Below are 24,792 nucleotides of genomic sequence, written 5' to 3' on the forward strand. Positions count from 1 at the left end.
TCTCCTGGGCGTGGGGGCATCGCCTCACATCGGTCGGCGCGCAGCGCCGCACAAGGGCTTCGCCAATGCTTAGATTTACGCTCTCCCGATTGCTGACGGCCATACCGACGCTGCTTATCGTTTCGGTTGCCGTATTCACCCTGGTCCGGCTTATTCCGGGCGATCCGGCTAGTCTCATGCTCGGTGACCTCGCCGACGATGCCGCCTATTTTGCCTTGCGCGAACGGATGGGGCTTGACGAGCCGATCGCCGTCCAGTTCTTCATCTGGCTGGGTAATCTCTTTCAAGGTGATCTGGGCGTTTCGATCACGACCGGTGAGCCGGTTCTGCCGCTCATTCTCGGACGGTTTGCGACCAGTGCGCAGATGGTGCTGATGGCGGTGGCGCTTGCCGTCGTCGTCGCCGTGCCGATGGGCATGGCCGCCGCCTGGCGGCAAAATGGCGCGCTCGACCTTGCCATCGTGGGCCTTTCGACGCTCCTGGTCTCCATCCCGACATTCTGGCTCGGGCTCATGATCCTGCTCGGGTTCGGGCTCAAGCTCGGCTGGTTACCCGTTCTCGGCTATGTTTCGATAGCCCGGGATCCCGTCGCGGGGCTGCTTTATCTCGTCATGCCGGTCGCCACCCTCGTGCTTCACGAGATCGGCATTCTCGTGCGCATGGCCCGAGCCTCGACGCTCGACGTGCTGCGCCTCGACTACATCACCCATGCCCGTGCCAAAGGGCTGACCGAAACTGCGATCCTCTTCAACCACGCGGCGCGCAACGCCTTCGGGCCGACCTGGACGCTGATCGGGCTCATCCTGGGCAATCTTCTGGGCGGCGTCGCTGTCGTCGAGACGGTTTTCACTATTCCCGGGCTCGGGCGGCTGATCGTCGAGGCGATCTACGGCCGCGACTATGCGGTGGTGCAAGGGTGTCTGCTGTTCGTCGCTGTGACCTATGTGCTCGTCAACCTTGTGGTTGATCTTCTCTATCCCCTCTTCGATCCGCGGGTGGCCGCCGAATGAAACTCCATCACCGCAACCGCATCATCGGCGGCACTTTGATCGGCATCTTCGTTACAACGGCGGCCGTCGGTGCGCTCTGGACGCCCTACGATCCGCTGCGCATCGATCTGCGCGACAAACTTGCGCCACCGAGCATCGCCCATTGGCTGGGCACTGACGAATTCGGCCGCGACGTTCTCTCCAGGATCATGGCTGCCGCCGGTACCAGCGTTTCGATCAGCATCATGACCGTATGTTTCGCAGTTACCATGGGTGTGCTCTTCGGCGTCGTTTCGGGCTATGCGCGCGGCTGGCTCGACCGGGGCGTCATGACGCTCAACGACGCCTTGCTCGCCTTTCCCTCAATGCTTCTGGCGCTCGCGCTGCTTTCGGTAACCGGCGCCAACATGTACGGGATCATTTTTGCGCTTGGCCTTGCCTATACCCCGGCCATGGTACGCGTCGTGCGCGGCGCCGTGCTTTCACTGCGGGAGCGAGAGTTCGTCGAGGCGTCGCGGATCATGGGCAATTCGGCGCTCTTTACGATGGCGCGGCATATCCTGCCCAACTGCATCGCACCGGTGATCGTGCTTGCCACATCGATGTTCGGCACCGTGATCCTGACCGAAAGCGCGCTGAGTTTCCTTGGCCTGGGTGTGCCCCCGCCAGCGCCGACCTGGGGCAACATGCTTGCCAGCGCTCGCCCGCACATGGCGCAGGCGGTCTGGCTGGGCATCTTCCCGGGTCTGTGCATCTCGCTCACCCTTTTGGGGATCAATCTCTTCGGTGATGCGATCCGTGACCGCTTCGATCCGCGTATGAGGGGGCTGTGATGACAGCGAGCGAAACATTGCTGAGTGTCCGGGATCTTTCGCTCAACGTGCGCGGGCCGGATGGACCCGATATCGTCAAGCGTGCCAGCCTCAATGTCGCGCCGGGTGAGGTCGTGGGCATTGTCGGGGAGTCCGGTTCGGGCAAGACGATGCTGGCACGTGCGCTCATGGGTCTTCAGCCGCCCGTTATCGTACGCACCGGCGGAGACATCCGGTTTCGGGGACAATCGGTGCCTGAAATGGCGGCCAAGCATATCCGCGCGTTGCGGGGAGCCGAGATCGGCATGGTGTTCCAGGAACCCATGACCTCGCTCAATCCCTCGATGATGATCGGACGGCAACTCGACGAGCCTTTGCGGGTGCATACGCGGCTAGATGCCGCCGAACGTCGCCGGCGGGTTCTCGACATTCTGACCCGCGTCGGCATTCCCGACCCCGAAAGCGGGCTGAGCGCCTACCCGCATCAGTTCTCCGGGGGTATGCGTCAGCGCATCATGCTCGCTTCGGCGATGCTGCTGCGCCCCGCACTGCTGATCGCCGACGAGCCGACGACAGCGCTCGACGCACTGGTGCAGCGCGATGTGCTCGAATTGATGCTGGAGTTGACGCGGGACGAGGGTACGGCGCTCTTGATGATCAGCCACGACCTGCCCATGGTGGCGCGCTATTGCCAACGCGTGCTCGTCATGCGGCGCGGAGAGATCGTCGAGGCGGGGGATACCGAGACGATCCTCGCCCGGCCGAAGCATGATTATACCCGGGATCTGCTGCAGGCTATGCCAACGCGCGGGCCCAGGCGGACGTTTCCCAAGGATGCGACGCCCATCGTCGAAGTGCGCGGGCTAGAAGTGTCCTACACGTCCAAGGCCGGGCTTTTCGCCGGGTCAAAAACCAAGCGCGCGCTCCATGGGATCGATCTGTCCATCAGGTCCGGTGAAGTCGTCGCGCTGGTGGGCGGGTCCGGCTCGGGCAAGACGACGCTGGGCCGGGCAATCGCCGGGCTCACTGCGGCATCGGCGGGCGATATCCTGTTCCGTGGCGAACCGGTCCGGCGCGGTTCGCGTGGGTACAGGGATTACCGGCTCAACTGCCAGATGATCTTCCAGGATCCGTTCGGCTCGCTCGATCCGCGTATGACCATCGGTGCACTGGTCGGCGAAGCGCTGCGGCATGAGCCGGGCCTTGATCGCGCCGATGTCGCAGGCCGCGTTGCCGAAATTCTCTCCGAAGTGGGGCTTGGCGCGGACTATGCCGGGCGATATCCACATGAACTTTCCGGCGGTCAGCGCCAGCGCGTTGCGATTGCCCGTGCCATCGTCCGCAACCCGGATTTCGTGATCGCCGACGAGGCCGTCTCGGCGCTCGACGTCACCGTGCGGGCGCAGGTGCTCAGGCTTCTTGCGCGGCTGCAGGAGCGGTACAGGTTTTCCTGTCTGTTCATCAGCCACGATCTCGGTGTCGTCGAACAATTGGCTGACCGTGTCGTCGTGATGCGGGATGGACGGATCGTCGAGGAAGGTGAGCGGGACGCGATTTTCGACACGCCGCAATCCGACTATACCCGGGCGCTGCTGTCCGCGATCCCGACGCTGGAACGCACGGAGCACGGCGTCACGATGAGCTGGCGGTTCGCCGGGGAGGCGGCTGCGCAGTGACTCTCCCGGCAGACGGCCTGCTGCGGGCCACACCGCAGTCGCGCGGAACCGACCCCGCCGTCATCCTTGGTCTGTTCGAAACGATCGAACGCGAGGGGATCGAGCTTCACAGCCTGCTCATCTGGCATGACGGGGCACTTGTGACCGAAGCTTATTGGGCGCCTTTCGCGGCCAATAGGCCGCATATGATGCATTCGGTGACCAAGAGCTTCACCTCGATGGCGGTGGGACTTGCCGTGGGCGACGGGCTGATGTCCATCGACGACCCCGTGATGCGGTTTTTCCCCGAGCATGACGGTATCAATCCGTCCGAGAAGCTCGGGCGTATGACTGTGCGGCACCTGCTCACCATGACCAGCGGACACGCGCGGGGGATTTCGGGTGGGTCGTGGCGGCAACTCGAAACGAGTTGGGTTGCCGATTTCCTGCGTCAGCCAATCCCGCACGAGCCGGGCGAAGTCTTCGTTTACGACAGCGCGGCGAGCTACATGCTTTCGGCCATCGTTCAGAAGGCGACCGGGCGGCGCGTCTCCGATTACCTTGCCGAACGCATCTTTGCGCCCATGGATATGTCCGCCGCCATGCGCTGGGACATCGGCACCGACGGAGTCAATACCGGTGGCAATGGCCTGTCATGTCTGTCGAGCGATCTGCTCAAGCTCGGTATTCTGCATTTGCAGGGCGGCGTCTGGCAGGGACGAGCATTGCTGTCGCCGGACTGGGTGCGGGATGCCACCGGCACGCAGGTGCAGGACGTCATCCTGGGTGTTTTTACAGGCGCGCATTACCTCGGGCCAGACGAAGTGGGCGACGGGACGCCGCCCGAAAAGCGCGAGGGCTATGGCTATCATTGGTGGCGCGGGCCGCATGGCAGCTTCTCGGCCAACGGGTTGTTCGGCCAATACTGTATTGTCCTGCCAGACGAAAACGCCGTTGTCGCCTTTACCGGCGGCATGGCCGATGACGACCGGCGCGTTCATCGCCTGATCTACGATGCGCTTAGGCCGGCGCTCGGCGCAGGCGCAGCCGTAGATAACGACACACTCGCCGACGCGACTGCCGGACTGACGTTCCGCATTCAGCCTGGCCCGGACACCAGCGCGATGGCACCGCGCGATTGGCAGGGCCGGTACGCGATGGTCGAAAACGATCAGACCGCCGGGCAAATCGCGCTACGGTCATCTGGCGTGGATGTGGAATTTTCGCTGACCGATGCGCGCGGCACCCATACGATTGTCGCCGGTTTCGGCCATTGGGTAGAGGCTATGACGACCATGACAGGGGCTCGACTCCATCATTCCTACGAACCAAGGGATGGGCTGCGTGTGCTTGCCTGCGCGCGCTGGCTGCCGGAGGCGGGTGGCTGGGCGTGCCTTGAAATGGATTGGCTGTTCGTTGAAACCGCCTTTCGGGACACCGTGCGGTGCTGGATTAGGGGGGGAACGCTGCGCGTGACGCGCACGGTCAACGTTAATTCCTCGCACCTGGCGCTTCCCGAGTTGCAGGGCGAACGTCTCGGTGTCGCACATACCTTGGGGATTTCATGACCAAGTATACGCTCGCGGCTATGACGCAGGCGGAATTCGCGGATCGGATCAAGGATCCCGTGACCATCCTCATTCCGCTCGGCTCGCAGGAAGTGCAGGGGCCTCATGCGCCCATGGGCGACTTTCGGTTGACCGAGCGCCTGGCGGAGATGAGCGCGGACGCCGGGGACGGTATCGCGGCACCGGTCCTCCCCTTCGGCTATGCCGACTTCTTCCGCGGCTTTGCCGGCGGTATCCAGTTGCGGCCGCAGACCTTTTCCGCGGTACTCGAAGACGTCATCGTCTCGTTTCTCGATCACGGGGTCGAGCGGCTTCTGATCTTCAACGGGCATTCGGCGAACGGCCCGCTTGTCGACCAGGTTGCCCGGAAGATACGGCGCGAGCGGGGCGTCGCCGTGCCCTCGCTCAACATCTGGAAGAGTATTCCCGACACGCTTTGGACGGAACTTTACGGCGACGAGGCCGGCGCCGTGCGCGGGCACGGCGGGGAGCCGATGTCCTCGGCTTATGCCTATCTCTTTCCCGAGCGTATCCGGCCCGATCTGATCGCTGACAAAGCACCGCGCGGGCAGGCGTATGGGCTGGACATTCACGGCATATCCGGCGTCCGGTTCGAAGGTCAGCCATTGAACCTGCCGATCGACGCGCACGAGGTCGATCCTGCCGGTATGCTCGGTGGGTCCGCGCGTGGCGCGAATGCCGAGCGGGGCAGGGCGATCTGCGAGCATATCGTGAGCCACACCGCGCGGCTCATCAGACATATGACGACATGCGACCCCAGAAAGATGCTGTCGGGACGCTGAGGATGGAGGCGAGAGTGAAAAAATACCGTGTTGAGCCCATGCCCGATCCGGCAGATCCGGCGCTGCTTTCGGCGCTCGAGGCCATCGAAACCGCAACGATCGGGCATATGCGATATACCGGGTTTATGGACCGGTGCATCCAGGCGGTGGATCCGGGGCAGAAGACGCGAGCGGGTGTGGCGGTCACGGTAGCCATCCCGGCGGTGTGCTCGACGCTGGTGCACTATGCGGTGAGCCATATCCGGCCCGGCGACATGCTCGTCATCGACAGGTTGGGGGACGACCGGCACGCCTGTGTCGGCGGCGCCGTCGCGCGGGCCGCGAAGCAAGCCGGCGCGGTCGGCATCGTTGTCGACGGCCCGGTCACGGACGCGGCTGAAATCCTCGCCGAAGGGCTTCCCGTCTGGTGTCGTGGCACGTCGGCCATCACCACCCGGCAGGCCGGTTTGGGCGGCACGTTCAACCGTCCCATCGCCTGCGGCAACGTTCCGGTGCTGCCCGGCGACATGGTTCTTGCCGACGCATCCGGTGTCGTCGTGTTGCCCCGGGATGAAGCCGATGGAATTGCCGAGATCGCCATCGCGCGGGAAGGCCGCGTGGCGCGCACGATGGACCGGCTCTCCGCCGGCGAGAAACTCGGCGAAATCACAGGCGCGGTTCGGCGGGTCGAGGACGATCTTGCCCAAAACGGGGAGGGCGCGTGATGTCTGCCGCTTCCGCGATACCTGCGGCACGCTCGGCCGGAACCATGTTCGGTCTTGAAGACCAAACCCTTCCCGGTGTGCTTTCGGTTGAAGCGCCGCGCGCGCCGTTTGTGCCCGTTGTATTTGATAGCCCTCACAGCGGCCTGGATATTCCCGACGATTTCAGGCCTGCCGTCAGCGCAGAGCGTGTCCGTGTTTCCGCCGATACGCATGTTGACGATCTCTTCAGCGCCGCGCCCGATATCGGCGCGCCCTTACTCAAGGCGCACTTCCCGCGCAGCTTCCTCGACGTCAATCGTTCCCTGCGCGATATGGACGTAACGATGGTCGATGGTGTCTGGCCCCATCCCGTGCGCGAAAGCCCTACGGCGCGGCGGGGAATGGGCCTGATGTGGCGCTATGCCTGGGGCAACGAGTTGATGCATGATCGCCTTTTGAGCGTTGCCGAGGCCGAAGACCGCATAGCGCGGTATTGGGTGCCGTACCACCAAACGCTCAGAACGCTGCTCGACACCACCTATGCCCGGTTCGGTGGCGTCTATCATATCAACTGTCACTCGATGACCGCGGTGGGGCACGCCATTTCGTCCGATCCGGCCGGCTCGGGACGGCCGGACATTTGCATCGGTGACCTTTATGGCACATCGGCAGGTCCCGATTTCGTGGCGTTCATCCGCGAGACCTTGCGGGCCGAAGGGCTTAGCGTTGCGATCAACAAACCGTTTCGGGGCGCGGAACTCGCCGAGGCATACGCGAATCCGGTTTTGGGGCGCCACAGCGTGCAGTTCGAAATCAACCGCCGGCTTTATATGGACGAGGAAACCCGCGAGCGCACCGCCGGCTATTCCGCACTCAAGGCCATCCTGACGCGGTTCAGCCGGACGCTCGCGGCATATGCGGTCCAGCAGGTCGGAGTGGCGAAATGAGCGATCGAAAAGCCCCGGGCTTTTACCGTTCCGGCCGCACGACGTTCTTCGCGTCGCGGATGGACCAGCGGTTCTCCTATTGCTGTTACGTGCCCGAGGGCTACGCGCCCGATGGCGATGCTGTCTATCCGCTCGCGGTGCTCGTCCATGGCAGCTTGCGCGATGCCGCGACGCTACGCGACGAGTTTATCGATTTCGCCGAGGCCAATCAGTGCGTATTGCTCGCCCCGTTCTTTCCTTGCGGCATCGAGGAGCCGGGCGATCTGCACAATTACAAGCTCATCCTCTATCGCGGCATCCGGTTCGATCTCATCGTGCTCGATATGATCGAGGAGGTTGCCGAACTCTATCGCCTGGATACAAGCAAGGTGCTGATGCACGGGTTTTCCGGGGGCGGGCAGTTTGCGCACCGGTTCTTCTACCTTCACCCCGAGCGCCTGATGGGCGTTTCCATCGGCGCGCCGGGTACGGTTACGCTCGCCGATCCGGAAAAAGAATGGTGGGTCGGCACGCGCCGTATGGAGGACATCTTCGGGCGCCTCTTCGACCCTGAGGCCATGAGCGAAGTGCCGGTGCAACTGGTCATCGGTGCGCAGGACATCGAAACCTGGGACGTGACCGTCGGGCCGAATTCGGCCTTTTGGATGCCGGGGATCAACGACAGCGGTGAGACCCGTATCGCACGGCTCCGCGCGCTCGAAGCCTCCCTTGCTGGGATCGGCATAACGCCGCGTTTCGATATGGTCCCCGGCGTCGCGCATATCGGCGGGCTCATCAAAGATCCGGTGAAGGCGTTCTTTGCCGACTGTCTTGCGGCTCGTCGAAGTCGAGGTATTTGACCGGCCACAGGTTCGCGATCTCGGCCGCGATGCCTGATCGGGCAGAATGTCCGTGCCGGCCTAATCGAGCTGGCGGACGGTGTCGGTCTTGGGCGTGGTCCGGCTCAAATGCCGGTAGAGGATTGCCGCGGCGAGCTTCGTATCATCGGCGGCAATCGCATCGAGGATGGCGATATGATCACGGGCGGCACGGCGTATCCCCTCTTCGCTGATCTGGGTGAACTCGGCGTACTCGGTCATGCGGCGCAAGCTGTTCTGGCGCCGTATCGCCTGCACCAGAAACCTGTTCTGCGACCATGAGACGACGGTTTCGTGGAAATTCGCGTTCGCCTCGAACCAGTCCGTGCCGGAAACCTGGGAAATAGGCATTTCCAGCAGTTGTTTTTGTTGAGCCTGCAAGGCTCCCAACTGCTCCGGGTCGGCACGGAAATCCCGTTCTTCGACGGCGCCGCATTCGATAATGATCCGAAAGGCATAGCTCTCATTGACGGCCTGCTTATTGTCCAGGCATTCGGCAAACCGCCATCCATGGCCGGGACGCCGCTCGGCGAGGCCTTCGGCCGAAAAGCGCATCAGCGCGCGCCGCACGGTACCGCGGGTGACGTCGAATTGTTCGGCCAACTCCGCTTCCGAGGCTTCGTCGCCGATCGCGCCGTTGGCCCGGGCGATCATCATTTTGGTGTAAAGGGCCTCCGTATCCGATGGTGGGACAATGGTGTCGAGATCGGTTTGCGCATCGAGGCTCCGTTTGAGCCGAAAGCCCGACGTTGGAGCCTGGGTTATCAAATCCTGCTCGCAAAGGATTTGAAGAACCTGCCTCACGGGTGTTCGTGATGTGCCCAGTTCTTTTGCCAAAGCGGCATCGGATATTCGATCCCCGACCGCCCACCGGCCATCCTGAATGAGACCCACGATTTTGCGCGCCACTTCGGCTTGCAGTGGGCTTAGCGAGGGCAGATCGAATACCGAAGCAGTCTTTTTTTTCATGCTGGCGTTGAATTTTCAGCGGTTTGACAAGGTTTTCCACCCCATATCTAGCATTTCATGTCCTATGGATGAACAAAAAACATCGAAGCAAGTTGTTGCCAATTGACTTTCCTCCGCTTCGAGCGCTTGCATGTCTTTAAAAGGGGTAGCCGGAACTTCTCACACTGGCTATGCCCTGCGCTGGCTCAAAGTGGCGTGAGGGTAGCCGGAGAGCGCCGTGCGTATTGAACATACGTGCAAGCTCTCCAGCGTACACTGTCGCCACTTTCAACCAGCCCTTCGGGTCGGATTGTGGCGGCCGCCGCCGTATGCGACTCGCCACAATCCGACGCAGGGCGTAGCCAGTGTGAGAAGTTCGGGCTAGAGGAGCATGCGCCTGTTCGGTTCGGCAACGCGCCGCATCAATCACCGCCTCGTGCTTGTGAGTTTCATCGGGCTCGCAGTCGTTTTGGCGTGCATTTCCATCTGGGTGGTAGCGGTCGGAAACGGGATGCTCCGAGTGGAGCGCGAGCTTGTGGACCGGCTGACGATTTCGTTGCGCGCCGTGGAAAGCGAGATCGAACGCTTCCGCTACTTGCCTGGTGTTGTCGGGGAGGACGAACGCATTCGCGCGCATTTGCGCGGCGCTGCGCCGTCTGGCGCCGCCAATCGCTATCTCCAGATCGTTCGCGAGATGTCGGGTGTCGACGAAGTCTATGTGCTCGATACCGAGGGGCTGACGCTGGCCGCCAGCAATTGGTTGGAGCCCAGCAGTTTCGTTGGCAACAACTATAGCTTCCGGCCGTATTTTGCCCAGGCCATGGCGCGTGGAGAGGGGCGGTACTACGCCGTCGGCGTCACCACGGGCATACCCGGCTACTTTCTGTCGGAACGGATTGACGAAGATGGAGAGCCGATTGGCGTCGTGGTCGTCAAGGTCGATATGGCACCGCTTGAGCAAACATGGACCAAGGCCGGTGAACAGACCGGCATTGCGGACGACGCCGGCATTGTCTTTCTCGCTGGCAATCCCGGCTGGCGCTATAGGCCTCTTTATCCGCTTTCGATGGAAGCCGAAGCCCTCATCGCCGCGGAGCGCCGCTATGACGGTATCGATGTTGCCGCGCAGCGGCCATTGGCGTCTACGCCTCCACCGGAGAGTGGCACGATAACCATATCGGAAGAGGACGGTGCATTCCTGGTTGGCACGGTGCCCGTCGATCCGGATGGATGGCAGCTCTTTTCGGCCCTGCCGCTGCAACCTGTCTATGGGGAAGCGCGCCTCGTAACGACGCTGGCGGCGCTCGCCGCCATGCTTGTCTCAGCCATTACCCTTTTCCTGTGGCAGCGCCGGCAACTCACACGCATCAAGCTCGAACAGAACGCTGTGCTGGAACGCCGCGTCGCCGAACGCACCCGCGAACTCGCGCACGAAATCGAGGTGCGCAAGCGCACGGAAACCGAATTGCGCGAGACCCATGATAGCCTCATCCACGCAGCGCGTCTTGCTGCGCTCGGGCGTATGTCGGCAGCGATCGTCCACGAGGTCAGTCAGCCGCTCGCAGCGCTCGACAGCCGGTTGGCGGCGGCAGATCTCCATGCCGAACGCAACGCCCCGGCGGAGGTGCGGCGCAATCTCCGGTCCGGCCGGGATTTGCTAAAGCGTATGAAGCGTACCGTCACGCATCTCAAGACATTTTCCTCGCGGCAGGACCCGGCACCTCTCGAGCCCGTTGACATCGCCCACGTGATCGAGGCGGCCTACGATATCGTTGAACCGAAGGCGCGAGAGGCTGGTATTGCTCTTGAGGTACAGGCAATGTCAGGTCTCCCGGCCGTTACCGGTGATCCAATCCGGCTCGAACAGGTGTTCATCAACCTCATGCTCAATGCTATCGACGCAACACGCACCGCCGGTAACAGTCATGTCGGTATCTCCGCCGCCTTGCGCGACACCAATGTCGTGGTCGCAATCGCCGATACCGGCGCCGGCATTCCCGAGGATTTGCGTGAACGGATATTCGAGCCGTTCTTCACCACAAAAACCACCGGGGAAGGGTTGGGGCTGGGACTCTCGATCACGCATACAATCCTCGAGGAATATGGCGCAACGCTCTCGTTTGCCTCCAATACGGATGGTGGCACGCTAACCACTGTCGCTTTGCCCCTTCACGTTGCGAGGCTGCATACGGAGCCGGTCGCATGACGGATCGTGGTGCAATCGCCTTTATCGACGACGAACGCGAACTTTGCGAGGCCTCCGGCGAATGGCTGGGCGTGTCCGGGTTCACCGTCGAAACCTTTGCCGATCCGGCCAAGGCGTTGAGACGCATCGACCCGAGGCTTTTCGATTGTGTCGTTACCGATCTGCGCATGCCCCGCGTTGGCGGGCTCGATGTGCTGGCGCAGATGCAGAAGGCGGACCGTGACTTGCCCGTCATCCTCCTGACCGGACACGGGGATGTACAGATGGCGGTCGAGGCGATGCACGCCGGCGCGTATGATTTCATCGAAAAGCCCTATGATGCCGACCGGCTGGTTACCGTGCTCGACCGGGCGGTCGAGCGGCGGCGTTTGCGGCGCGAGGTGGGGCGGCTGCAATCGGCGCTGGGCGGCGAGGCGGTCCTGGAGCAGCGGCTGGTCGGCGTTTCCCCGGCGATTGCCGATGTCCGCCGTCGCGTCGCGCAGCTCGCGGACGTCGATGTCGATGTGCTGATCCGGGGTGAGACGGGTACTGGCAAAGAGGTCGTGGCGCGTGCGCTGCACGATCTTGGGCACCGGGCCAAGGGCAATTTCGTTGCCATCAATTGCGCCGCCATTCCCGAAGCGATTTTCGAAAGCGAAATCTTCGGTCATGAGCGCGGCGCGTTTACCGGTGCGGGGACCGAGCGCATCGGCAAGTTCGAGTTCGCTTCTGGCGGCACCGTTTTTCTCGACGAGATCGAATCGATGCCGCTGAGTTTGCAGGCGAAAGTCCTGCGCGCCATTCAGGAACGCAGCATGGAGCGGTTGGGCTCCAACCGGGCCGTCCCGCTCGACGTGCGTTTCATCGCTGCGAGCAAGGTCGATCTCAAGGCCGAAAGCGATGCGGGGCGCTTCCGTGCCGATCTCTATTTCCGTCTCGGAACGGTGGAAATCGACCTGCCGCCACTGCGGGAACGCCGCGAAGACATCGCGCTGCTTTTTGCTCTCTTTGCGGGGCAGGCCGCCGAGCGCTTTTCGCGCAAGCCGCCCGAATTCGGCCGCGCTTTCCTCCAAGAGCTGCGCGCGGGGTCTTGGCCGGGCAATGTGCGTGAGCTCAAAGCCACCGCGGACCGCGCGGTCCTTGGGCTCGACCGCGAAATGACCGGCGGTGCGCCTGGTGTCGAGCTCGGGCAGGGCACGCTCAACGACAAGGTCGCCCGGTTCGAGGCAGAACTGATCGCCGAGGCTCTGCGCGCAGCCGGCGGTTCGACCGCCGAGGCGGCTGAAATCCTCGGCCTTGCGCGCCGGACACTCAATGAAAAGATCGCGCGGTACGGCCTGCGCGATATAGCCGAATCCGGCCATTGAGCACTGGCGGTTTTCCGCTCGCGGAGCGCCGACCTGGCGGAAATCCGCCCAGAATTATGGCTATTCACTGCGGCTCAATCGCGCCAACTTATTGAAATCGAATAATTTTCTGCCCGTACCCGCATCTGGCACATCCCTTGCTCAATACAGCGTGACCGGCCCGTGGAGGATGAGGCCGGCGATCAACTTGCATGCAAGGGAGGATTTTGCATGAACTTCAAATCCGCCAAGACTTATGCCGGGCTGCTGCTCGGTGCCGCCGTCGCGCTGGGCTCGGTTGCCGCCGTTGCGCAGGGCCAGCAGTTTATCAACATCCTGACCGGGGGCACGTCCGGCGTCTACTATCCGCTCGGTGTCGCCCTGTCGGAAATCTACGCTGAGAACATCGAGGGTGCGCGCACCCAGGTGCAGTCGACCAAGGCTTCGGTCGAGAATCTCAATCTGTTGCAGGATGGGCGTGGCGAGGTCGCGTTTGCGCTTGGCGATTCCGTCAAGCTGGCCTGGGATGGCAATGCGGATGCCGGTTTCTCCGAGCCTTTGACGGATCTACGTGCCATCGCCGCCATCTATCCCAACTATATCCAGATCGTGGCTTCGGCCGATTCCGGCATCGAGACGCTGGCGGACCTCGCCGGTAAGCGCGTTTCGGTTGGCGCCCCCAAGTCCGGCACTGAACTCAATGCCCGCGCGATCCTTGCGGCTGCTGGCATGAGCTATGACGATTTCGCCCAGACCGAATATCTGCCCTATGCGGAATCCGCCGAGCTCATCAAGAACCGCCAGCTCGACGCAACGCTGCAGTCCGCAGGGCTCGGGGTTGCCTTCATCAAGGACCTGGCTGCCTCGATCGATATCAACATCGTTGAAATCCCGGCCTCGGTCATCGAAGCGGTCGGCGCGCCTTACGTGCCAAGCGTCGTGCCAGCGGGGACCTATGGCGGTCAGGACGCGGACGTGAGCACCGCTGCCATCGGCAACGTTCTGGTGACTCATGCCGGTGTGGATGAGGAAACGGTCTATCAGATGACCAAGCTTCTCTTTGAGAACCTCGACGCCATGACGGCGGCGCACAGCGCCGCCGGCGGGATCAGTCCTGAAGGTGCCTTGGCTGGCCTTACCATTCCCCTGCATCCGGGCGCCGAGCGCTACTACAGGGAAGCGGGCCTGATGTAATCTGCCGGTAGGCTGGGACACCCGGGTTTGGTCCCGGGTGTCCCCATAAATTTGCGCCGCCGTGCTTTGGGAGGAATGACAATGACGCGCGACGACACCGGCCCGGCGGCTGCGCCGACCGAGGCTGCAACTTTTCACGACCCCCTGGCCAGGGGCTTTCCCTCAACCCGCGAGGGCAAGGTGCTGTTCTGGCTCGCCGTGGTCTTCTCGATCTTCCAGATCGTGACCGCGTTGCACCTCGTTGCCCTGCCCAGCATCGTTGTGCGGGCCTTCCATGTGGGGTTCCTGCTGGCGCTGAGTTTTCCGTTGATCGCGGCGAGCCGCGATGCCGGACCTGTCGTCAAGGCGCTTGCATGGGCCTTCGCCATCGCGGGCTTCGGCGTCGCGGTGTATCAGTTCGTCGAATATGGACCGCTGATCGTGCGCGCCGGTGACCCGACTTCGCTGGATCTTGTCGTCGGCGTTGTCGCGCTGGTCACGCTCTTTGCCGCCTCCTGGCTGATCATGGGACCGGCGTTGCCCATCATTTGCGGCCTGTTCCTTGCCTATTGCTTCTTCGGCCAATACCTGCCGTCGCCGCTCAACCATCGCGGCTATGATTTCGAGCAGGTCGTCGACCATATGGCCTTCGGTACCGAGGGCATCTACGGCATTCCGACGCTGGTCTCCTCGACCTATATCTTCCTCTTTATCCTTTTCGGCTCGTTCCTCGAACGCGCTGGAATGATCAAGCTTTTTACCGATGTCTCTCTTGGTCTTGTCGGTCATTCCCAGGGCGGAGCGGCCAAGGTCGCCGTGATCTCCTCGGGCCTGATGGGCACCATTTCCGGCTCAGGCGTCGCCAACGTCGTCACCACTGGCCAGTTCACCATCCCGCTGATGAAGCGCTTCGGCTACCGTCCTGCTTTTGCAGGCGGCGTCGAGGCAACCTCATCGATGGGCGCACAATTGATGCCGCCGGTGATGGGCGCAGTCGCGTTCATCATGGCCGAGACGCTGGGCGTCGAATATATCGAGGTGGTCAAAGCCGCGATCATTCCCGCCATCCTCTATTTCTTGTCTGCCTTCTGGATGGTGCATCTGGAAGCCGGCCGGCGTGCACTTTACGGCCTGCCGCGGAGCGAATTGCCCTCGCCGCTCGCTGCGCTCAAGGCGCAATGGTATCTGGTGTTGCCGCTGGCTGCGCTGATCTTCCTGCTGTTTTCGGGCTACACCCCGCTTTATGCCGGCACCATCGGCCTTGCGCTGACCGTGCTTTTGATCCTCGGCGGATCGGTGGCCTTGCGCTTGCCCGGTAAGGTCATCCGCCTGATCTTTTGGATAGGGCTGGGGTTGATCGCTGCCGCGCTTCTGAAGTTCGGCACCTATGTCATCGTGGCCGCGGTGCTGGCGCTCATCGCACTCAACCTCTTTTCGAAAAGCGGCCGCGAGACGCTAGCTATCTGCCGGGATTCGCTTGCCGAAGGTGCCCGCACAGCACTTCCTGTCGGCATAGCCTGTGCCATCGTGGGCATCATCGTCGGCACCATGACGCTGACGGGCATGGCCAACACGTTCGGCCAGTTTATCGTTCATGTCGGGGAGTCCAATCTCTTCCTTTCGCTGGTGCTGACCATGGTCACTTGCCTGCTGCTCGGCATGGGTATCCCGACGGTCCCCAACTACATCATCACCGCGACCATCGCCGGTCCGGCGCTCTTGCAACTGGGCGTGCCGTTGCTCGTAAGCCATATGTTCGTCTTTTATTTCGGCATCCTCGCCGACTTGACCCCGCCGGTGGCGCTCGCCTGCTTTGCGGCAGCTCCCATCGCGAAGGAAAACGGGCTCAAGATCTCGCTCGAGGCGGTCAAGATCGCCGCAGCCGGTTTCGTTATCCCTTATATGGCCGTGTTCACCCCAGCCCTGATGCTCCAGGACGGGGGTGAACTTGCAACGGCCATCGGCTTTCTTCCGGCGGTCGCGTATATCATCTTCAAGGCGTTGCTGGCGATCGGGCTCTGGGGCATCGCCGTGGTCGGCTTTTTCCGCCGGAAGATCGGTGTATTCGAGCGGGTTGTTGCCGTAGCCGCCGCCTTCCTTCTGGTTGCGGCATTGCCGATGACCGACGCGCTCGGTCTTGCCTTGGCTGGCGGGTTCTTTGCCTGGCAGGTCGTCGGTGCACGGCGGGATAACGCGCCGGCCGCGATCCATGAGTGAACCGCTTTGCATTCTGGCGGCGGGCAAGGTCCTCGTGCTTGCCGTCAGCACCTTTACCTTGTCTTGGACGCATACCGTCGAGCGCATCGAATGGTGGGAGCATTGGCAAGTCCTCGACAACGGACTGAAGGTGACCGAAGCAAGGGTGCAGGGGTCCGGGGCGGGCATCGATCTTCCCGGAGATGCTGTCCGCACAGCCGATGGATGGCTTTACGAGCCGGCCCTTCCGCCCGTCGAACACCTCGTGCTTGCCGCTTCGGGCGCGGGGCAGTCTGCGTGGCGGCTATGTGGAGACGGGCAGTGCTTGACGCTGGGAGAGGAAAGCGGCGATCCGATCAAATTATGGCGTGCCGAAGGCGGCGTGTGTGATGCAAATTCAGTGACCCCATAACGGTTGTATCTCGCCGCTCGGGGGAGGATGGTTCTATTCCACGCTGCCCAGCAATTTCCGCGCTGCTTTGAGATGGGGCAGATCCACCATCCTTCCCTCGATCTGCAGGACGCCGGCTCCAGGGTTCGCCGCAAAGGCTTCGACGATGACGCGTGCGTGCGCAATCTCGTGCGCGCTGGGGGTGAAGGCCGCGTTGATGATCGGCACCTGTGAGGGGTGAATGGCCATCATCGCGGCAAACCCGTCGCGGCGGCCACGTGCCGCATAGGCGGCAAGACCCTCACTGTCGGTGATGTCCGGATAAACGGTTTCTATCGCGGGCACGTCGGCGGCGCTTGCGGCGAACAATGAAAGGCTGCGAACCATTTCATATGGCGGCGTGAAGCGTCCGTCCGCTTCGCGCGCCGTTGCGGCACCGACGGCGGCGGAAAGGTCCTCGGCACCCCAGGTAATGCCAGCCAGCCGCTCGGCAACCTGATCGAACGTGTCGAGCGCGAAGATGGATTTGGGCGTCTCCGTCGCAATGGGGAGGATTTTGATATCGGCAAGTCCAAGCATCGTTGCAAGGTCCAGCACCGATGCCGCCCCCTCCGCCTTGGGCAGTACAATGCCGTCCGGCTTTGCGGACAGCAGCGCATTGATATCGTCGCGCACGAAAGGTGACCCTAAAGGGTTGATCCGTACGAAGACAGGTACGTCGCGCCCGGTCTCGGCAAGGAACGCCGTGACATCCTTTCGCGCCCAGGGTTTGCGTTCGAGCGCGACGGAATCCTCAAGGTCAAGAATGACCGCGTCCGCGCCGCTCGCTATCGCTTTGTGCATGCGATCCGGCCGGTCTCCGGGCACGAAGAGGAGCGAGCGCAGTCTCATGGCTCTCGCCTCCTGACAAGGGCCATCCGCAGGCATTCGCAAACCACCTCGCCATGTTGATTTCTTGCGCGATGGGCAAACGTGACGATCCCGGCGTTTGGACGGCTTTCAGAGGCCCTCACGTCGACGATTTCTGTTTCGGCACGCAGCGTATCGCCGATGAAGACCGGTTTGGGCATGCGCACCTTGTCATAGCCGAGATTGGCAACGAGGGTGCCAAGCGTGGTGTCTTCGACCGTCAGACCGATCATCAGCGCAAAGGTGAAGGTGCCGTTGACGACGATCTTGCCGAACTCGGTTTTCGCCGCGTATTCGGCATCAAGATGCAGCGGCTGGGGATTGTGTGTGAGCGTTGAGATCAAGAGGTTGTCCGTCTCCGTCACAGTGCGGCGGATGGCGTGAACAACCGTATCTCCTATGCTCCAATCCTCGAACCAGCGTCCGCTCATGGTTCCTCCCCTTCGATCCGCACGAGGATTGCCCCTTCCTCGACCTGCGCCCCGAGTACCGTATCGAGCGCAACGCGCCCGCCGAAAGGTGCCTTGAGGGTATATTCCATCTTCATCGCCTCAAGCACCAGCAGCGGCTGTCCCTGTTCGACATTCTGGCCTTCCTCGACGGAGAGTGCCGTGACCTGACCCGGGATCGGAGCGGCAATGGCGCCATTGCCAGCCGCGCCAGCATGCGCGGCCTCGGTGCGATCGGGCGTAAAGCGCCATGTCTCGCCGTTTTCCGTTACAAGAACGCCGTCCCGATACCGGATCGGATCGAGGTCATGAACGGTTCGGACATTCCCTGTTACGGTTTCATTGCCAAAACGCATCCGTATCTCGTCCACCGCCGGCGCGTTCATACGGAACCCGACGAGCGATCCCCACGCATCGTTGGACCTGGGCAGCATGGCCCTCGCGGCGGCGGAACGGGCCGCTTCTGACGGGGCGGGCGGCGCCGTGAGCGTTTCGCCAGCGCGGTCAATGAGGCCGGTATCCACATCGCCCGTGCGGAAGGCGGCGCTGTCCAGCACGCGAACGAGGAAGCCGGCATTGGTGGAAACGGGGTAGACCGAAGCGCCGGCACAACCGGCGCGGAGCCTCGTGATCGCCGCATCGCGCGTGTCGCCATGGGCGATCAGCTTTGCGATCATGGGGTCATAAAAGGGTGTCACAGCATCGCCCTCGCGGACGCCGGTCTCGATGCGCACGCCCTGAGGCAATGCGAAGCGCTCCAAACGGCCAGTGGACGGCAGGAAATCCTGCGACGGATCCTCGGCATAGAGGCGGGCTTCCGTGGCCCAACCCTTGATGGCGAGTTGGTCCTGCGATTTTGGGAGCTTTTCGCCCGCGGCGACGCGCAGTTGCCATTCGACGAGATCGACCCCGGTGATGTCCTCGGTGACGGGATGCTCGACCTGCAGGCGAGTGTTCATTTCCATGAACCATATCCGATCAGATCGCAGCCCCTCTGAAGCGTCGGCGATGAATTCGATGGTTCCCGCCCCAACGTAATCCACGGCTTTGGCTGCGCGGACGGCGGCAGCACAGATTTCCGCGCGGGTTGCCGCGTCCATTCCCGGTGCGGGGGCTTCTTCGATCACCTTTTGATGACGACGCTGGATGGAGCAGTCGCGCTCGAACAGATGCACGATATTGCCGTGCGTGTCGCCAAAGACCTGCACCTCGATATGGCGGGGCCTGGGCACATATTTCTCGATCAGAACCCGTGGGTCACCGAACGCGGAGACGGCCTCGCGCTGGCAGCTTTCCAGCCCGGCTGCAAAGTCTTGCTGCCGCTCGACCCGGCGCATACCCTTGCCGCCGCCACCCGCGACCGCCTTGATGAGCACAGGATAGCCGATCGTGTCGGCCTCGCGCGAAAGGCGCTCGGGGGACTGATCTTCGCCCAGATATCCGGGCGTGACCGGGACGCCGGCCTCGGCCATCAGCCTTTTGGCGGCGTCCTTGAGCCCCATGGCACGGATCGATGCCGGGCTTGGCCCTATCCAGACAAGGCCTGCATCGAGGACGTATTGGGCAAACGCTGCGTTTTCCGAGAGGAACCCGAAGCCGGGATGGATAGCCTCCGCGCCGCTCTCGCGTGCCGCTTGGATGATGCGGTCGCCGCGAAGGTAGCTTTCGCGCGCGGGAGACGGGCCGATGCGAACGGCTTTGTCAGCCATAGCGACGTGCATCGCACGCGCATCGGCATCGGAATAGACCGCAACCGTCCTGAGCCCCATGCGCCGCGCCGTGCGCATGACGCGGCAGGCGATTTCGCCTCTATTGGCAATGAGCAAGGACGCAAACATGGCTACATCCTGAAGACGCCGAACTGCGCCCGCTCGGGTATCGGCGCATTCAGCGTTACGCGGAACGCAAGACCAAGGATGTCGCGCGTTTGCAGGGGATCGATGATACCGTCGTCCCACAACCGCGCGGTGGCATAATAGGGGCTGCCCTCCTCCTCATAGCGGGCGCGAATAGGTGCCTTGAAGGCGTCCTCGTCTTCCGTGCTCCAGCTTTCACCCCGCGCTTCGAGCGCGTCGCGGCGCACGGTCGCCAGCACGGAAGCGGCCTGTTCGCCGCCCATCACTGAAATGCGCGCATTGGGCCAGGTGAACAGGAAGCGCGGGGAATAGGCGCGTCCGCACATGCCGTAATTGCCCGCCCCGAAGCTGCCGCCGATGATGACGGTGATCTTGGGAACGTTGGCGGTCGCAACGGCGGTGACGAGCTTGGCGCCGTCCTTGGCGATGCCGCCCGCCTCGTATTTGCCGCCAACCATGAAGCCGGAAATGTTCTGCAGGAACAGTAACGGGATGCCGCGCTGGCAGGCCAGTTCGATAAAGTGCGCGCCCTTTAGGGCGCTTTCGGAAAAGAGCACGCCATTGTTGGCGAGGATGGCGACGCGCGTGCCCCAGATTTGGGCGAAGCCGCAGACGAGCGTCGCGCCATACCCGGCCTTGAACTCGTGAAAACGGGAGCCATCGACGAGGCGGGCGATCACTTCGCGGACCTCGTACGGCGCCCGCACGTCCTGCGGGATGTGACCGAGAAGGTCGTCCATCTCCGCCAATGGCGCATCGATATCGTCCAGCGTTGTTTCGGGGGCGAGATCGGGTTTGAGCGTTGAGACGATATCGCGGACGATAGTGAGGGCATGGGCGTCGTTATCCGCGATGTGATCGACGACGCCGGACCGCTTGCCGTGGGTTTCGGCGCCGCCCAGTTCCTCCGCCGAGATGATTTCGCCCGTTGCCGCTTTGACGAGCGGCGGGCCCGCCAGAAAAATCGTGCCCTGATTGCGGACGATCACCGTTTCGTCGGACATGGCGGGTACATAGGCGCCGCCCGCGGTACAGGCGCCCATGACGCAGGCGATCTGCGGGATGCCCCTGGCGGACATCTGGGCCTGATTGAAAAAGATGCGGCCGAAATGGTCGCGGTCGGGAAAGACCTCGGCCTGATAGGGCAGGTTCGCGCCTCCGGAATCGACGAGATAGATGCAGGGGAGATGGTTTTCCAGCGCGATCTCCTGCGCGCGGAGGTGCTTTTTAACCGTGAGCGGGAAATAGGCGCCGCCTTTGACGGTCGGATCGTTCGCAACGATCATGGTCAGACGTCCGGAGACGCGGCCAATGCCGGCGATCAGCCCCGCGCCGGGGGCCTCGCCGCCATAGAGGCCATAGGCTGCAAGTTGCCCGATTTCGAGGAATGGCGAACCTGCATCGAGGAGGGTCTCGACGCGCTGGCGCGGGAGCATCTTGCCGCGTCCAACATGGCGCTCGCGGGCGGCCTCAGGACCGCCGATGGCGGCTTCTGCAACGCGTTGCCGGAGCTCTTCGGCCAATGCGCGGTTCTTGTCCACGTTGGCGATGAAGCCGGGGTCGGCGCGATTGGCGGACGCGGGAAGAACTGGCGCGGTCATGCCCCGATCAGCTCCCGCCCGATAAGGAAGCGTCTGATCTCGTTGGTGCCCGCGCCGATGTCGTAGAGTTTGGCGTCGCGGACGTAGCGTTCGACCGGCCACTCCTTGGTGTACCCGGCACCGCCGAGCGCCTGCACGGCTTCGAGGGAGACTTTTACCGCATTTTCCGAGGCAAGCAGGATGGCGCCCGCGGCATCGAACCGTGTTGTGCGCCCCGCGTCACACGCCTTGGCCACGGCGTAGACATAAGCGCGGGCCGAGTTGAGCGCGACGTACATATCCGCGACCTTGGCCTGCATGAGCTGAAAGTCACCGATGGGCCTGCCGAACTGTTTTCGTTCGCGGACATAGGGCAAGACCGCATCGAGGCACGCCTGCATGATGCCTAACGGCCCGGCGGCAAGAACGACCCGTTCGTAGTCGAGCCCCGACATCAGGATTTTCACCCCCTCCCCAACAGCGCCCATAACGTTCTCGGTGGGCACCTTGCAGTCCTTGAATACCAACTCGGCGGTATCCGAGCCGCGCATCCCCATCTTGTCGAGCTTGGGGGAAACGGAAAAGCCCTCAAAGCCTCTTTCGATGATAAAGGCGGTTATGCCCTGAGGGCCGGCTTTCGGGTCGGTCTTGGCGTAAACCACCAGCACATCGGCTTTAGGTGCGTTGGTGATCCAGAATTTCGTGCCGTTGAAGAGGTAATGATCGCCGTTGTCATCGGCGCGCAGGTTCATCGAAACGACGTCCGATCCCGAACCGGCTTCCGACATAGCGAGCGCGCCGAGGTGTTCGCCGGAAATGAGCTTCGGCAGGTATTTGCGTTTCTGTTCGTCTGTGCCCCAGCGCCTGATCTGGTTGACCGCAAGATTGGAATGAGCGCCGTAAGACAGCCCCACCGAAGCCGAGGCACGGCTGACTTCTTCCATCGCCACGCAGTGTTCGAGATAGCCAAGGCCCAGCCCGCCGAACTCCTCCTCGACGGTAATGCCGTGCAGCCCCAATGCCCCCATCTCTGGCCAGAGATCGAGCGGGAAGGTGTTGGTCTCATCGATTTCGGCGGCACGCGGGGCGATGCGGTCGGCGGCGAAGCGGGCGGTTGTTTCGCGGATGGCGTCGGCCATTTCGCCGAGGGTGAAGTCCAGGGTCGTCATTGGCATCTCCTCAGGTCCATGTCCGCGGTTCGATGAAAATCAGCGCGGGGTTTTCCAGGAGGCGCTTGAAACGCTGGATGAACTTGGCCGCATCATAGCCATCGACGATCCGGTGATCGAACGAGGACGAAAGATTCATCATGGTACGGATCGTGACGTGGTTGTTGACGACCACCGGACGGCCCATGAGCTTGTTCGGCCCTATGACAGCGACCTCGGGATGGTTGATGATCGGCGTCGCGGCAACGCCTCCGAGCGCGCCGAGGCTTGTGAGGGTTATCGTCGAGCCGGAAAGCTCCTCGCGCGACGCGGCGCCCTCGCGGGCGGCGTTGGTGACCCGGCTCATCTCGCGGGCGCAATCCCAGATATCGAGGGCCTCGACATGGCGGACGACCGGCACCACCAGCCCGTCCGCAGTCTGGGTGGCGATACCGATATGGATGGCTTCATGTTCATACAGAATGCCGGCTTCATCGTCGTAATGGGCGTTGACGTACGGGAATTCGGGCAGAAGCTGCGCCAGGGCGCGCATGAAGAATGGCAACAGCGTCAATTTAGGTTGGGCGCCCTGACGCGCGGCGTTGATCTCGCGGCGCAGTCCCTCGAGGGCCGTCATGTCGCAGTCTTCGACATACGAGAAATGCGGAATGCGGCGGGCCGAAATTTCCATCTTCTCGGCAATCCGGCGGCGCAGGCCGATAATGCGGATCTCACGGACCCCGTGCCGCTCGCGTGCGACCGGCGCCGGAGCGCGGTCCTTGAGGTAGGCATCGAGATCGGCATCGGTAACGCGGCCCTCAGGACCCGTGCCCGTCACGTCCGCGAGGTCGATCTTGAGATCCTCCGCGCGGCGGCGGGTGGCGGGTGAGGCAAGAATGGGACTGGGTGGCGCCTGTTCGCCCGCCTCAGCCTGAACCGTCGGCTCGGCGACCGGCGTGTCTGCGGGGATTTCACCCGGCTCCTCCTCAGCGGCTGCAGGCGGCCCCTCGACCGGTTCTTGCGAAACCTCCGCTTCGCCTTCGATTTCCAGATCCACGAGGACCGAACCGACAGCGACCTTGTCGCCGGGTTCGCCGTAAACGGCCAGCACTGTTCCCGATACCGGCGAGGTCATATCGATTGTCGCCTTGTCCGTCATGACGTCGACAAGGGACTGGTCTTCTTCGACCTTGTCTCCGGGTTTGACGTGCCAGCCGGTGATCTCAGCCTCGGCCACCCCCTCTCCAATATCGGGCAGGCGGAATGAAAAGGTCTTCATGCCACGGCCTCCACACAATGCTTCAGCGCCTTGCCCACCCGCATGGGGCCGGGGAAATAGTCCCATTCAAAGGCGTGCGGATACGGCGTATCCCAGCCGCACACGCGTTCGACGGGCGCTTGCAGATGATAAAAGCACCGCTCCTGGATCAAGGCGGACAATTCGCCACCGAAACCGCCATAGCGCGAGGCTTCGTGGACGATCACGCAGCGTCCGGTCTTTTTGACAGACGCCACGACGGTATCGATATCGAGCGGCACGATGGAGCGCAGGTCGATGAGTTCGGCATCGACCCCGGTTTCCTTGATGGCCGCTGCCGAGACGTGCACCATCGTGCCATAGGCGAGCACGGTCACCTCCTTGCCGGAGCGCACGATGGCGGCCGACCCCAGCGGGACGGTGTAATGCCCGGCGGGAACCTCGCCGGCCGGATGCTCGGCCCAAGTCTTAAGCGGCTTGTCATAGTGGCCATCGAAGGGGCCGTTATAGATACGCTTGGGCTCAAGAAAGATCACCGGATCGTCCTCCTCGATCGAAGCGAGCAGCAGGCCCTTGGCGTCGTAGGGGGTGGAGGGAATGACGGTCTTTAACCCCGTGACGTGGGCAAAGATCGCCTCGGGACTTTGTGAGTGGGTCTGCCCGCCAAAGATGCCGCCGCCATAGGGCGAGCGCACCGTGATCGGGCACCAGAATTCCCCATTCGAGCGGTAGCGCAGCCGTGCGGCTTCCGAAACGAGCTGATCGTAGGCAGGGAGGATGTAGTCCGCGAACTGGATTTCGATAATAGGCCGTAGGCCGTACGCGCCCATGCCGATTGCGGTCGCGACAATACCGCCTTCCGAGATCGGCGTGTCAAAGCAGCGGGTCAGCCCGTGTTTTTGCTGCAAGCCCTCCGTGACGCGGAATACGCCGCCGAAATAGCCCACGTCCTCACCGAAAATCAGCGTATCGGGATCGGTCGCGAGCTTGACGTCGAGAGCGGAATTGAGCGCTTGGATCATGTTCATGCGCGGCATGG

General features: G+C 62.7%; 21 protein-coding genes and 1 pseudogene. 13 read left to right on the plus strand and 9 right to left on the minus strand.

Translation table 11 applies throughout. The annotated features are described in order from the left end of the window. The first annotated feature begins 65 nt into the window (after positions 1–65). Genes LG281_RS14660 through LG281_RS14695 form a run of 8 tightly spaced genes read left to right on the plus strand, consistent with a single transcriptional unit; the run spans position 66 to position 8,296 of the window. Positions 66–1,010: an ABC transporter permease gene (locus LG281_RS14660; RefSeq protein WP_404401950.1), complete on the plus strand. Its 945-nt coding sequence runs from the start codon at positions 66–68 to the stop codon at positions 1,008–1,010. Further along, entirely contained in the window at positions 1,007–1,822 is an 816-nt protein-coding gene (locus LG281_RS14665; protein WP_404401952.1) for an ABC transporter permease, read from the plus strand. The genes LG281_RS14660 and LG281_RS14665 overlap by 4 nt, the downstream gene beginning before the upstream one ends. Further along, complete coding sequence (locus LG281_RS14670; protein WP_404401954.1) at positions 1,822–3,477, plus strand: ABC transporter ATP-binding protein; 1,656 nt, start codon at positions 1,822–1,824, stop codon at positions 3,475–3,477. Before LG281_RS14665 ends, LG281_RS14670 begins: the two co-directional genes overlap by 1 nt. Next, entirely contained in the window at positions 3,474–5,024 is a 1,551-nt protein-coding gene (locus LG281_RS14675; RefSeq protein ID WP_404401956.1) for a serine hydrolase domain-containing protein, read from the plus strand. Before LG281_RS14670 ends, LG281_RS14675 begins: the two co-directional genes overlap by 4 nt. After that, positions 5,021–5,827, plus strand: coding sequence for a creatininase family protein (locus tag LG281_RS14680; protein ID WP_404401958.1), 807 nt, complete (start codon positions 5,021–5,023; stop codon positions 5,825–5,827). Before LG281_RS14675 ends, LG281_RS14680 begins: the two co-directional genes overlap by 4 nt. Positions 5,828–5,865: 38 nt before the next feature. Beyond that, positions 5,866–6,531, plus strand: coding sequence for an RraA family protein (locus LG281_RS14685; RefSeq protein ID WP_404406761.1), 666 nt, complete (start codon positions 5,866–5,868; stop codon positions 6,529–6,531). Further along, positions 6,531–7,457: an N-formylglutamate amidohydrolase gene (locus tag LG281_RS14690; RefSeq protein ID WP_404401960.1), complete on the plus strand. Its 927-nt coding sequence runs from the start codon at positions 6,531–6,533 to the stop codon at positions 7,455–7,457. The genes LG281_RS14685 and LG281_RS14690 overlap by 1 nt, the downstream gene beginning before the upstream one ends. After that, entirely contained in the window at positions 7,454–8,296 is an 843-nt protein-coding gene (locus tag LG281_RS14695; RefSeq protein WP_404401962.1) for an alpha/beta hydrolase, read from the plus strand. The genes LG281_RS14690 and LG281_RS14695 overlap by 4 nt, the downstream gene beginning before the upstream one ends. A 60-nt stretch (positions 8,297–8,356) precedes the next feature. On the opposite strand, the gene LG281_RS14700 is transcribed toward LG281_RS14695, so the two are convergent. Both LG281_RS14700 and LG281_RS14705 read right to left on the minus strand, forming a co-directional pair. Further along, a complete protein-coding gene (locus LG281_RS14700) occupies positions 8,357–8,971 on the minus strand; it encodes a GntR family transcriptional regulator (RefSeq protein WP_404406763.1) in 615 nt (204 codons plus the stop codon). A gap of 138 nt (positions 8,972–9,109) precedes the next feature. Beyond that, a pseudogene (locus LG281_RS14705) lies at positions 9,110–9,283 on the minus strand (GntR family transcriptional regulator); the annotation flags it as partial. A 370-nt stretch (positions 9,284–9,653) separates the two neighbouring features. Between LG281_RS14705 and LG281_RS14710 the strand changes: the two are divergent. From LG281_RS14710 to LG281_RS14730, 5 genes are all read left to right on the plus strand, one after another. Continuing rightward, a complete protein-coding gene (locus LG281_RS14710) occupies positions 9,654–11,468 on the plus strand; it encodes an ATP-binding protein (protein ID WP_404401964.1) in 1,815 nt (604 codons plus the stop codon). Continuing rightward, the gene (locus LG281_RS14715; RefSeq protein WP_404401966.1) at positions 11,465–12,814 is read left to right on the plus strand and encodes a sigma-54-dependent transcriptional regulator; all 1,350 of its coding nucleotides are present in this window, start codon (positions 11,465–11,467) and stop codon (positions 12,812–12,814) included. Before LG281_RS14710 ends, LG281_RS14715 begins: the two co-directional genes overlap by 4 nt. Positions 12,815–13,024: 210 nt before the next feature. Further along, complete coding sequence (locus LG281_RS14720; protein WP_404401968.1) at positions 13,025–13,987, plus strand: TAXI family TRAP transporter solute-binding subunit; 963 nt, start codon at positions 13,025–13,027, stop codon at positions 13,985–13,987. Between the two features lie 81 nt (positions 13,988–14,068). Further along, positions 14,069–16,183: a TRAP transporter permease gene (locus tag LG281_RS14725; RefSeq protein WP_404401970.1), complete on the plus strand. Its 2,115-nt coding sequence runs from the start codon at positions 14,069–14,071 to the stop codon at positions 16,181–16,183. Beyond that, positions 16,176–16,574 (plus strand): DUF1850 domain-containing protein, encoded by a 399-nt coding sequence (locus tag LG281_RS14730; protein ID WP_404401972.1) that lies wholly within the window; start codon positions 16,176–16,178, stop codon positions 16,572–16,574. Before LG281_RS14725 ends, LG281_RS14730 begins: the two co-directional genes overlap by 8 nt. A 33-nt stretch (positions 16,575–16,607) precedes the next feature. Here the strand turns inward: LG281_RS14730 and LG281_RS14735 are convergent, their stop codons facing one another. The 7 genes from LG281_RS14735 to LG281_RS14765 are packed head-to-tail and all read right to left on the minus strand — an operon-like array spanning position 16,608 to position 24,790. Next, complete coding sequence (locus tag LG281_RS14735) at positions 16,608–17,444, minus strand: HpcH/HpaI aldolase/citrate lyase family protein (protein ID WP_404401974.1); 837 nt, start codon at positions 17,442–17,444, stop codon at positions 16,608–16,610. Further along, positions 17,441–17,893, minus strand: coding sequence for a MaoC family dehydratase (locus LG281_RS14740; protein ID WP_404401976.1), 453 nt, complete (start codon positions 17,891–17,893; stop codon positions 17,441–17,443). Before LG281_RS14740 ends, LG281_RS14735 begins: the two co-directional genes overlap by 4 nt. Continuing rightward, positions 17,890–19,749, minus strand: a complete 1,860-nt coding sequence (locus tag LG281_RS14745) for an acetyl/propionyl/methylcrotonyl-CoA carboxylase subunit alpha (RefSeq protein ID WP_404401978.1) — start codon at positions 19,747–19,749, stop codon at positions 17,890–17,892. The genes LG281_RS14740 and LG281_RS14745 overlap by 4 nt, the downstream gene beginning before the upstream one ends. Before the next feature lie 2 nt (positions 19,750–19,751). Beyond that, positions 19,752–21,368, minus strand: coding sequence for a carboxyl transferase domain-containing protein (locus tag LG281_RS14750; protein WP_404401980.1), 1,617 nt, complete (start codon positions 21,366–21,368; stop codon positions 19,752–19,754). After that, a complete protein-coding gene (locus tag LG281_RS14755; protein WP_404401982.1) occupies positions 21,365–22,516 on the minus strand; it encodes an isovaleryl-CoA dehydrogenase in 1,152 nt (383 codons plus the stop codon). Before LG281_RS14755 ends, LG281_RS14750 begins: the two co-directional genes overlap by 4 nt. Positions 22,517–22,526: 10 nt before the next feature. Continuing rightward, complete coding sequence (locus tag LG281_RS14760; protein WP_404401984.1) at positions 22,527–23,774, minus strand: dihydrolipoamide acetyltransferase family protein; 1,248 nt, start codon at positions 23,772–23,774, stop codon at positions 22,527–22,529. Further along, positions 23,771–24,790: an alpha-ketoacid dehydrogenase subunit beta gene (locus tag LG281_RS14765; protein WP_404401986.1), complete on the minus strand. Its 1,020-nt coding sequence runs from the start codon at positions 24,788–24,790 to the stop codon at positions 23,771–23,773. The genes LG281_RS14760 and LG281_RS14765 overlap by 4 nt, the downstream gene beginning before the upstream one ends. Between the last annotated feature and the right edge of the window lie 2 nt (positions 24,791–24,792).

This window comes from Pelagibacterium halotolerans (genome assembly GCF_044811015.1).
Lineage (GTDB): Bacteria > Pseudomonadota > Alphaproteobacteria > Rhizobiales > Devosiaceae > Pelagibacterium > Pelagibacterium halotolerans_A.

What these genes read in the sequence shown, in the direction of transcription:
- LG281_RS14765 (WP_404401986.1), bottom strand. Translation starts at nt 24,790, where the DNA reads ATGCCGCGCATGAACATGATCCAAGCGCTCAATTCCGCTCTCGACGTC.
- LG281_RS14695 (WP_404401962.1), top strand. Translation starts at nt 7,454, where the DNA reads ATGAGCGATCGAAAAGCCCCGGGCTTTTACCGTTCCGGCCGCACGACG.
- LG281_RS14740 (WP_404401976.1), bottom strand. Translation starts at nt 17,893, where the DNA reads ATGAGCGGACGCTGGTTCGAGGATTGGAGCATAGGAGATACGGTTGTT.
- LG281_RS14725 (WP_404401970.1), top strand. Translation starts at nt 14,069, where the DNA reads ATGACGCGCGACGACACCGGCCCGGCGGCTGCGCCGACCGAGGCTGCA.
- LG281_RS14660 (WP_404401950.1), top strand. Translation starts at nt 66, where the DNA reads ATGCTTAGATTTACGCTCTCCCGATTGCTGACGGCCATACCGACGCTG.
- LG281_RS14680 (WP_404401958.1), top strand. Translation starts at nt 5,021, where the DNA reads ATGACCAAGTATACGCTCGCGGCTATGACGCAGGCGGAATTCGCGGAT.
- LG281_RS14750 (WP_404401980.1), bottom strand. Translation starts at nt 21,368, where the DNA reads ATGACCGCGCCAGTTCTTCCCGCGTCCGCCAATCGCGCCGACCCCGGC.
- LG281_RS14720 (WP_404401968.1), top strand. Translation starts at nt 13,025, where the DNA reads ATGAACTTCAAATCCGCCAAGACTTATGCCGGGCTGCTGCTCGGTGCC.
- LG281_RS14670 (WP_404401954.1), top strand. Translation starts at nt 1,822, where the DNA reads ATGACAGCGAGCGAAACATTGCTGAGTGTCCGGGATCTTTCGCTCAAC.
- LG281_RS14760 (WP_404401984.1), bottom strand. Translation starts at nt 23,774, where the DNA reads ATGAAGACCTTTTCATTCCGCCTGCCCGATATTGGAGAGGGGGTGGCC.
- LG281_RS14715 (WP_404401966.1), top strand. Translation starts at nt 11,465, where the DNA reads ATGACGGATCGTGGTGCAATCGCCTTTATCGACGACGAACGCGAACTT.
- LG281_RS14690 (WP_404401960.1), top strand. Translation starts at nt 6,531, where the DNA reads ATGTCTGCCGCTTCCGCGATACCTGCGGCACGCTCGGCCGGAACCATG.
- LG281_RS14745 (WP_404401978.1), bottom strand. Translation starts at nt 19,749, where the DNA reads ATGTTTGCGTCCTTGCTCATTGCCAATAGAGGCGAAATCGCCTGCCGC.
- LG281_RS14700 (WP_404406763.1), bottom strand. Translation starts at nt 8,971, where the DNA reads ATGATGATCGCCCGGGCCAACGGCGCGATCGGCGACGAAGCCTCGGAA.
- LG281_RS14735 (WP_404401974.1), bottom strand. Translation starts at nt 17,444, where the DNA reads ATGAGACTGCGCTCGCTCCTCTTCGTGCCCGGAGACCGGCCGGATCGC.
- LG281_RS14685 (WP_404406761.1), top strand. Translation starts at nt 5,866, where the DNA reads ATGCCCGATCCGGCAGATCCGGCGCTGCTTTCGGCGCTCGAGGCCATC.
- LG281_RS14730 (WP_404401972.1), top strand. Translation starts at nt 16,176, where the DNA reads ATGAGTGAACCGCTTTGCATTCTGGCGGCGGGCAAGGTCCTCGTGCTT.
- LG281_RS14665 (WP_404401952.1), top strand. Translation starts at nt 1,007, where the DNA reads ATGAAACTCCATCACCGCAACCGCATCATCGGCGGCACTTTGATCGGC.
- LG281_RS14710 (WP_404401964.1), top strand. Translation starts at nt 9,654, where the DNA reads ATGCGCCTGTTCGGTTCGGCAACGCGCCGCATCAATCACCGCCTCGTG.
- LG281_RS14755 (WP_404401982.1), bottom strand. Translation starts at nt 22,516, where the DNA reads ATGACGACCCTGGACTTCACCCTCGGCGAAATGGCCGACGCCATCCGC.